Below are 8,191 nucleotides of genomic sequence, written 5' to 3'. Positions count from 1 at the left end.
GAGCGATGAAGGGCGATCGAGCCTTCATTTTCCGAGTCGCCAATGACCGCGACCATCTGGCGAAGGCCCATTTTCGTGCAGGAATCGATCAGAGCATCCAGAAGAAGCCCTCCGATTCCCTTTCCTCGGGCCTCGGGAGCCAGATAAATCGAATCCTCGACCATGTAGCGATAGGCCTCACGGGCGCGAAAAGGCCCCGCATAGGCGTAGCCCAGAATCATACCGTCCGATTCTGCGACGAGATGAGGAAGGCCCAGCGCTGCCACATAGGCAAAGCGGGCCTTCATTTCCGTCAGTTCCGGCGCTTCCAGCTCGAATGTGCCGCAACCATTGGCGACATTTTCGGCATAGATGGCAGTGATGGCGGGGAAGTCTGCTTCCACCGCCTCACGGATTACCGCATCGCGCATCACGCGAAGTCCCGCTCCCAGCCCTTGTTCACCGCCCAGATAGCAAAGGCGTAGTCGAGAGCGATGTCCTTCAGATAATCAAAACGGCCTGACGAGGCGAAGTGGCCCGCCTCCATATTGATCTTGAGCAGGACCGGATTGCTGGACGTGGTGACGGGACGAATACGCGCCACCCACTTTTGCGGTTCCCAATAGGTCACGCGCGGATCGGACAGGCCGCCTGTCGCCAGAATGGCCGGATAGGCCTTGGGCGCAATCTGGTCATAGGGGCTGTAGGACCACATATAGTCATAGGCCTGTACGTCCTCGAGCGGATTGCCCCATTCGGGCCATTCCGGCGGGGTCAGCGGCAGGCTGGTGTCGCTCATGGTGTTGATCAGGTCTACGAACGGCACGCCGCCGATCACGCCGGCCCACAGGTCGGGGCGCATATTGGTGACGGCACCGACCAGCAGACCACCGGCCGAGCGGCCCTCGGCGACGATGTTTCCGGCGCGGGCATAGTCCTTGGCGATCAGATGCTCGGCGGCGGCGATGAAGTCGGTGAAGGTGTTCTTTTTGGTAAAGCGACGGGCATCGAGGAACCAGTTCCAACCCTTGTCGGCACCACCGCGAATATGGGCGATGGCATAGATGAAGCCGCGATCCACCAGCGACAGGCGGTTGGTCGAGAAGCTGGCGCTCATCGACATGCCGTATGATCCATAGCCATAGAGCAGCACAGGGGCCGAGCCATCGACTGGCGTGTTCTTGTGGCGCAGGATCGAAACCGGCACCAGTTGGCCATCCGATGCGGGCGCGTTCAGGCGCTCGACCACATAGTCGGCGGCGTTATGGCCCGACGGCACTTCCTGAACCTTACGCAAGGTGCGTTCGCGTGACTTCTGGTCATAGTCATAGACCGAGGTCGGCGTGGACATGGAGTTGTAGGTGTAACGGATCGTCGGGGTGTCAAACTCGGATGCCCCGGCCAGAGACAGGCTGTAGGCCGGTTCATCAACTGCGATTTCGTGTTCGGCACCTGCCCGGTCACGGATGACGATACGCGTATTGGCGTCAAAACGCTCCTGACGCGATACAAAGTCCTTCGTCAGGTCGAAGCCTTCGATATAGCGGCCTGCGGTATGCGCCACGAGGTCTTTCCAGTTGGCCTTGGCGGGGGCGTCGGTCGGAGCTTCGACGATCTTGAAGTCCATCGCATCGTCGGCATTGGTACGGATGACCCAGCGATCGCCCCAGTGGTCCATCTCGTAGAGGCGGGCCTCGACGCGCGGCTCGACTACCACCGGCGTTGCTGTCGGTTGGGAACCGGGGATCAGGCGGGTTTCGGAGGTTTCCTGATTGGCGACGCTGATTTGGATGAAGGCATCATCCGAGGTGCGGCCAAGGCCGAGGAACATGCCTTCGTCTTGTTCTTCGTAAACCAGAGTGGTTTCACCGCCGCGCACGGGACGACGGAAAACCTTGTCCGGTCGTCCATTATCGTTGCGGTTGATCCAGAAAATCCACTGGCTGTCGGGCGAGAAGGTGAAATCGCCTGTGGCGGAATCAATAGCGTCAGGCAGGACGGCACCGTTGGCCAGATCCTTCACATAGATCTTGAAAACCTCGGAGCCTTGGGCATCTTCGGAATAGCCGTAAAGGTTATGGTCAGGGCTGGCCTCAACCGAGCCAACATCCGAATAGGCCTTGTCCTTGGCCAGCGCATTGGCATCCAGCAGGATGACCTCGCCATCGGCGCGCCCGCGCGGACGGCGGCAATACAGTGGGTGCTGATCTCCGGTATTATAGCGGGTGTAATATTCCCACGGACCATCTGCGGCGGGCACCGAGGCGTCGTCTTCTTTGATGCGGCCCTTCATCTCTTCGAACATTTCGTTCTGGAGTGGGAGGGTCGAGGCCATCATGGCTTCGCGATAGGCATTTTCTTCGGTCAGGTGATCGCGGACATCGGCCTTGATCAGCTTGGGATCGCGCAGAACGGCCTGCCAGTTGTCGTCCTTCATCCACTGATATTCATCGGTGCGGGTGCGGCCCAACTGCTCGATGGTGACAGGGATTTTTTTGGCGACGGGCGCAACGGGACGGGACATTCGGACTCCGGTAGACAGGTTTGCCGCATAGGGGCGGGCAAGGGACGGTGTGGCGGCCAGAAGGCTGGCTGCTGCGCTGGAAGCAATAAGTTCGCGGCGATTCATTCACATTCCCTCAGATGATCGTTGGTGCGGACCTTGTGCCTGTCGCGGCGTCAGGTCAAATGGCGGTTATGGCTATTGACGCTCTCCCCCCCGAACCGCCCGTTGTTCAATCCCCCGCTGCCGAGTGGGACATGACACTGGGTCTGATCAACGCGACAGTGCAGTTGGATCAAAACATTGGCGAGGGCCGTCGCAAGGTCGGTACAGGATTTCTGGTACAGGCCCCGCGTCCAGACGGTACGCCGCGCCTGTTGCTGGTGACGGCCGAGCATGTGTTTCGCGTCATGCCCAATCCTGTGGCGCGTATTGGCTGGCGCTTTGCCGAGAGCGATGGCAATTGGCGCTATGCTCCGTCAGACCTGCCGATCCGCCGCGAGGATGGCACACCGCTATGGACCCAGCATCCGACCGAGGATGTGGCGGTTCTGGAGATTACAGCCCCTGAGACATTTACCCGCGCGGCTATTCCCGTAGGCTGGATTGCCGATGCCAATACGTTTGACCAGTGGCGAATGGGTCCGGGTGACGAGTTGTTCGCGCTGGGTTACCCGCATGGCTTGTCGGCCAATCGCGCGGGGTTCCCGATCTTGCGGTCAGGCCGGATCAGCTCATGGCCGCTGACGCCGGTCCAGCATTTCAAAACCTTCCTACTGGACTTTAATGTCTCTCAGGGGAATTCCGGCGGGCCCGTATTCTGGGTGCCGGCTGCCAAGCGCGTTCCGGGGGCACCGGTGCCGACCAACCCGTTTATCGCGGGCGTGCTGATCAAAGAAGTTCAGGGCAATGGCGAGGGAATCGAGCTGGGTGTCGTCGGTCACGGCCAGTATATTCTGGATACGATCAAGCAGCTGGATGCTCAGGGTGTTCCAGCTTCCGGACCACAGTCGTAACGGCCACAGAAACGCGCTCTGAGCGGGGCATAATTGGCCTCGCTCGTGAAAATACTGCCCAAAGCCTTTTCAAAATCGGCGTTCCAGTCGGCCCAGTCTGCTGGCTGCTCGACAGGCATTGCGTTCTGGCCGCGTTTGGCCAGCACCATTGCAAAGGCGCGGCCCAGTAGTTTCACGTTCGTACCGCCGAGATACATTTCGGAAATCCATCGTTCCGTCATGTGAGCCCGTTCGCGCTCTAGCTGGTTCAGGCCCCAATCAATCTGGTTTGAGGAGGCAATATTGTGCCCCCATGCCTGAGCCGCGACCATGCCGGCTAACAGGTTGGCGCGGCTGGGTTCGGGACCATCCCATCGAGATGGATCGGCAATGGTTATGGCTGTGGTCTCGAAGCCCAGTCCTTCCGGAGCTATGGACACAGCCTCACAGTCAGGCACTCCCTCTGTACTGATCTTGCATTCAACGACAACGCGCCCTGCGATCCCCAGATGCGCCGCGAGATGCGGGTAGTCGGCCTCGGTGGGGGCAGGCGCTGTCTTCCATGTGGGATTGGTAATCACAACCGGCTTAGGGACGGATTCCGTTGCCAGAACCTCTGGGGCAGGTGCCGCCATAGCCGTGACCACAAGAGCCAAGCCTAGAGATATAATCATTGCAGTGGCTCCCCCCAGAGACTCTGTGTTCAGAGTTTTCGCTTGGCGGGTAGATCAAAATCCGTCCGCCGCACAGACCTAATCGGTCACGCATGAGAATGTCGCGCAATAGCGTCGGCCAATCTCTGACATGACGGTGTTGCGGTCATTTGGACGTGCGCGCTCCATATCCGATTGCCACTGGGCAAAGTTTTCGGGCCGTTCGCGTGACCAGCTATCCGCGCCGTGTACCGCCAGTACCCGCGCCGCAGCGATGGCTGTGTCCGTGATTTCCTCTTCGCGGGATGGGGCCAGCTCTGTAATCCATGCCATAAGTGCCTGCCTCTGTTCGGCGGGTAAACGCTCCATGCGCCAGCTTCGGCGCAGGCGCTCTGCAATCGGCGGACGCGGTGTGATGGTGCGGATAGCAAACTGACGAGCCGCGTTCTGTTGAACTGCGGTTGGTTCCGGACCTTGCCATTCTGGCCGTTCTTCATGAGCTCTGGAGCGGAAGGGGATCGTTACGGTGAAGGGACGGGCCTGGTGTTGCCTTCCGGTGCCGGTGCCACCCGACCGCGCTGGACCACATTGATGGCCGCTCTATCAAAACCGAGATGAGCCGGAGCCGATGATACACTGTGACAGTTGGTGGGAACGCCTTGCGGGTTCGCTTCGCACGCGATGACCGCTTTCCCGCTCAGGCCTAGCTGGGCGGCCATAGGAGGAAAATCATCCTGCGTCGGAACGGGGCGCGTATCCCAAGTGACAGACGAAGCTTCCGTCGCCTGTTCCGGCGGCGTGAATGTATCGGGCTGCGCTGATAGCAGGACCGCAAACGAGACTACTGCAAACATGAAAACGCCTCCCGCATCGAGGATGCAGGAGGCGCGATCATTTGCATAGCGGGCCTGTGGTGATTAACCCGCCAGAGCTTCCAGTGTCAGGCGGTTCAGCAGTTCGCCGCCTTGGCCGACGCCAGCCAGACGGCTGGAGACGTGGCCCAGAACATTGGCGGCATAGGCTTCATAGATGTCCAGCTTGCCTTGCAGCCAGGCCGCGTCGCCATCATTGGCGTCCAGCTTGGCCTTGGCGGCCAGTGCGCCCTTGGCCAGCATCCAGCCACCGACCACATCGCCCAGCAGTTTCAGATAGGAATCGGCACCCGCCAGAACGTCGGCCGCGCGGGCCTTGTCGGCCTTGGCGTCTAGCAGCCACAGGGTGGCGTCCTCGACCGATTCAATGGCGTTGGCGAAACGCTCGACCGGCTTGCCCGAATAGATCGATGACAGTTGATGCAGGGTCGCCTTCATGTCCTCGATCAGGCGCTTGGCCGATTCACCACCGTCCATCGACAGCTTGCGACCGACGAGGTCCATAGCCTGAATACCGTTGGTGCCTTCGTAGATCGGGGTGATGCGGGCATCGCGATAATATTGTGCCGCACCGGTTTCCTCGATGAAGCCCATGCCGCCGTGGACCTGCACGCCTAGCGAGGCGACTTCGCAGCCGACATCGGTCGACCATGCCTTGGCGATCGGGGTGAACAGGTCTTCGCGACCCTTCCAGATCTTGCGCTCTTCTTCGGTGGCGGCATGGCGGGCCATGTCGGCAGCAACGCCGGTCGAGAAGCAGATAGCGCGGGCGGCGGCGATCTTGGACTTCATGACCACCAGCATACGGCGCACGTCCGGCAGATCGAACAGCGGGGCATTGCGCTCGCCGGTCCAGACGCTGGTGCCTTGACGACGTTCAAGCGCGTAGGCGAGGGCGTGCTGGTAGGCGCGTTCGGCAATGCCGACGCCTTCAACGCCAACGGCCAGACGGGCGGCGTTCATCATGACGAACATGTGGGCGAGGCCCTCGTTCGGACGGCCTACCAGTTCGGCAACGGCGTTTTCATATTGCATGACGCAGGTGGGCGAGCCGTGGATGCCCAGCTTGTGCTCCAGACCGACCGGATGGAAGCTGTTGCGATCCGAGGTCGGGTTGCCGTCGGCATCCAGATGGAATTTCGACGCAAGGAACAGCGAGATACCCTTGGGACCAGCCGGAGCATCCGGAAGGCGGGCCAGTACCAGATGGACGATGTTGTTCGTGGCGTCGTGGTCACCCCAGGTGATGAAAATCTTCTGGCCGTTCAGCAGGTATTTGCCGTCTGCCGTCGGGGTTGCGGTGGCCACCAGTGCACCAAGGTCGGAACCGGCGCTCGGCTCGGTCAGAACCATGGCACCGGTCCACTCACCCGATACCAGTTTCGGCAGATAGACTTCCTTCTGGTAGTCGGTGCCGACGGCTTCCAGAGCTTCGATCGAGGCCAGCGACAGCATCGGGCACAAACCGAATGCCATGTTCGCGGAATGGACGGTTTCGTAGGCAGCCAGTTCCAGCGCCTTGGGCAGTGCCTGACCACCGGCTTCAATCGAGGCGGTCAGCGACGTCCAGCCGCCTTCGGCGAATTGCTTATAGGCATCGGCAAAGCCGGGCGATGCCGTCACATTGCCATCAGAGATGGTTGCAGGATTCAGGTCACCTACGCGGTTCAGCGGGGCCAGCACTTCTTGCGAAAATTGGCCTGCAGCTTCGATGATGGCCGAGGCTACATCGGTGTCATAGTCCGGAAAGGCACCGGTAGCAGCGACGTTGTCGATACCGGCAATGGCCTCGAGGGCAAATGCGATGTCACGGACTGGAGCGCGATAGGTCATCGGTAATCCTTAATTTAGATGCCGTTGTGTCGGCTTTCCGACCGTCTTTCGTCAAGCCGTCTTGGACTTTCGTCGAAAATCCGCTCAGTGAGGCCAATAAGCGGTAGAAGCGTGACAAGCGGTTTGAACCACTGCCGTAACGTAAGGAAAGTCTTGTTAAATGTCTGATGCTCCCAAAAAGGGCGACAGCCCTGAAAAAGCGGCAGAAGCGCTGCGTGCGGGACAGTTGGTCATTTTGCCGACCGAGACGGTTTACGGTTTGGCCGCCGATGCATCGAACCCTGAAGCGGTCGCCAAGATTTTCGAGGCCAAGGGGCGTCCGCGTTTTAATCCGCTGATTGCGCATGTGGCCGATCTGGTCTCTGCCGAATCTATTGCCGTCTTTGATGACCGCGCACGCGCTTTGGCTAAGGCGTTTTGGCCTGGGCCGCTGACGATTGTAGCCCCTATTCGTGACAGCGGGCGTGTGTGTGATCTGGCGCGAGGCGGACTGGACAGTGTGGCGATCCGAGCGCCGGCCCATGAAAAGGCGAGGGCGGTGATCACGGCCTTTGGCGGCGCGGTTGTTGCGCCCTCTGCCAACCGCTCGGGCCGTCCAAGCCCGACCACATTTGACGATGCGGTCGAAGAGACAGGCGCATCGGCGGGAGCGGCAGTGGATGGTGACCCCTGCCGCGAGGGTGTCGAAAGCACGGTGGTATCTGTGCTGGGCGATCAGGTCGCACTTCTACGTCCCGGCACGATCACCCGTGAACAGCTTGAAGCTGTGGTGGGAGCTTTGGCAGCTAGCGCCGAAGAAGGCCATCGTTCGCCGGGGCGACTGACACTGCATTATGCGCCCGATGCCCCCGTCCGGATCAATGCAACGGATGTGAAAGACGGCGAGATATTGTTGGGCTTTGGCGAAGGGGTTGGTGATCCGCGCTGGAGCTTGAGCGTGAGCGGGGACTTACGCGAGGCGGCGGCCAATCTGTTTCGTCTTTTGCGCGAGGCAGACCGTACCAATCCTGTAGGGATAGCGGTTTCGCCTATTCCGGCATCCGGTTTGGGCGAGGCGATCAATGACCGCTTGAGCCGCGCAGCCGGTTTTGTCGGCTAGAGAAAAACGTCCTGCAGATTGATGCTGGTGCGCTTTCCGACATCATCGAAACAGGTGGCGATCCATTGCGATGCAGCCTCGCGACCCAAGGATTTGAGCGAGGACAGAAAGCTCCATTCGGTATCGGTTTTGGATGCCAGTGACAGCTGACCCAGCCAGTTGTCGGCCAGTATGGCGTGGATTTTCGGAGCCTGCAATGTGTGGGCCCTTAGAAGCTTGCCTTCATCGATCAAGCGTTGGGTCATAGCGATGGTACG

The 8,191-nt window shown here is 60.2% G+C and carries 8 protein-coding genes and 1 pseudogene; 2 read left to right on the top strand and 7 right to left on the bottom strand.

Going from position 1 to position 8,191, the window contains the following annotated elements; genetic code table 11:
• Both RSB01_RS12530 and RSB01_RS12525 read right to left on the bottom strand, forming a co-directional pair.
• The coding region (locus RSB01_RS12530) for an N-acetyltransferase family protein (protein ID WP_332625577.1) at positions 1 to 410 on the bottom strand (410 nt) is incomplete at its 3' end.
• Positions 410 to 2,608 (bottom strand): S9 family peptidase, encoded by a 2,199-nt coding sequence (locus tag RSB01_RS12525; protein WP_332625576.1) that lies wholly within the window; start codon positions 2,606 to 2,608, stop codon positions 410 to 412. The genes RSB01_RS12525 and RSB01_RS12530, both read right to left, overlap by 1 nt.
• A gap of 68 nt (positions 2,609 to 2,676) precedes the next feature.
• On the opposite strand from RSB01_RS12525, the gene RSB01_RS12520 reads away from it, so the two are divergent.
• Entirely contained in the window at positions 2,677 to 3,498 is an 822-nt protein-coding gene (locus RSB01_RS12520) for a serine protease (protein WP_332590764.1), read from the top strand.
• Here RSB01_RS12520 and RSB01_RS12515 read toward each other — a convergent pair.
• The 4 genes from RSB01_RS12515 to RSB01_RS12500 all read right to left on the bottom strand — a co-directional run bounded on the left by RSB01_RS12515 (position 3,465) and on the right by RSB01_RS12500 (position 6,835).
• Positions 3,465 to 4,151 carry a hypothetical protein gene (locus RSB01_RS12515; protein WP_332590765.1) on the bottom strand — a complete coding sequence of 229 codons (687 nt, stop codon included), beginning with the start codon at positions 4,149 to 4,151 and terminating at the stop codon, positions 3,465 to 3,467. The two genes, RSB01_RS12520 and RSB01_RS12515, sit on opposite strands and share 34 nt — an antisense overlap.
• A 78-nt stretch (positions 4,152 to 4,229) precedes the next feature.
• On the bottom strand, positions 4,230 to 4,499 hold the full coding sequence (locus RSB01_RS12510; RefSeq protein WP_332590766.1) for a hypothetical protein: 270 nt from the start codon (positions 4,497 to 4,499) through the stop codon (positions 4,230 to 4,232).
• A gap of 152 nt (positions 4,500 to 4,651) precedes the next feature.
• Positions 4,652 to 4,984, bottom strand: a complete 333-nt coding sequence (locus RSB01_RS12505) for an energy transducer TonB (protein ID WP_332625575.1) — start codon at positions 4,982 to 4,984, stop codon at positions 4,652 to 4,654.
• 63 nt (positions 4,985 to 5,047) lie between these two features.
• Positions 5,048 to 6,835, bottom strand: coding sequence for an acyl-CoA dehydrogenase (locus tag RSB01_RS12500; protein WP_332620421.1), 1,788 nt, complete (start codon positions 6,833 to 6,835; stop codon positions 5,048 to 5,050).
• 160 nt (positions 6,836 to 6,995) lie between these two features.
• Between RSB01_RS12500 and RSB01_RS12495 the strand changes: the two genes are divergently transcribed.
• On the top strand, positions 6,996 to 7,934 hold the full coding sequence (locus RSB01_RS12495; RefSeq protein ID WP_332625574.1) for an L-threonylcarbamoyladenylate synthase: 939 nt from the start codon (positions 6,996 to 6,998) through the stop codon (positions 7,932 to 7,934).
• On the opposite strand, the pseudogene RSB01_RS12490 reads toward RSB01_RS12495, so the two are convergent.
• Positions 7,931 to 8,191 (bottom strand): annotated as a pseudogene (locus RSB01_RS12490) (patatin-like phospholipase family protein); the annotation flags it as partial. The gene RSB01_RS12495 and the pseudogene RSB01_RS12490 overlap by 4 nt on opposite strands.

Source organism: Brevundimonas sp., from assembly GCF_036659295.1.
GTDB lineage: Bacteria > Pseudomonadota > Alphaproteobacteria > Caulobacterales > Caulobacteraceae > Brevundimonas.
This window is presented reverse-complemented; position numbering and strand designations above follow the sequence as displayed.

What these genes read in the sequence shown, in the direction of transcription:
- RSB01_RS12525 (WP_332625576.1), bottom strand. Translation starts at nt 2,608, where the DNA reads ATGAATCGCCGCGAACTTATTGCTTCCAGCGCAGCAGCCAGCCTTCTG.
- RSB01_RS12520 (WP_332590764.1), top strand. Translation starts at nt 2,677, where the DNA reads ATGGCTATTGACGCTCTCCCCCCCGAACCGCCCGTTGTTCAATCCCCC.
- RSB01_RS12515 (WP_332590765.1), bottom strand. Translation starts at nt 4,151, where the DNA reads ATGATTATATCTCTAGGCTTGGCTCTTGTGGTCACGGCTATGGCGGCA.
- RSB01_RS12510 (WP_332590766.1), bottom strand. Translation starts at nt 4,499, where the DNA reads ATGGAGCGTTTACCCGCCGAACAGAGGCAGGCACTTATGGCATGGATT.
- RSB01_RS12505 (WP_332625575.1), bottom strand. Translation starts at nt 4,984, where the DNA reads ATGTTTGCAGTAGTCTCGTTTGCGGTCCTGCTATCAGCGCAGCCCGAT.
- RSB01_RS12500 (WP_332620421.1), bottom strand. Translation starts at nt 6,835, where the DNA reads ATGACCTATCGCGCTCCAGTCCGTGACATCGCATTTGCCCTCGAGGCC.
- RSB01_RS12495 (WP_332625574.1), top strand. Translation starts at nt 6,996, where the DNA reads ATGTCTGATGCTCCCAAAAAGGGCGACAGCCCTGAAAAAGCGGCAGAA.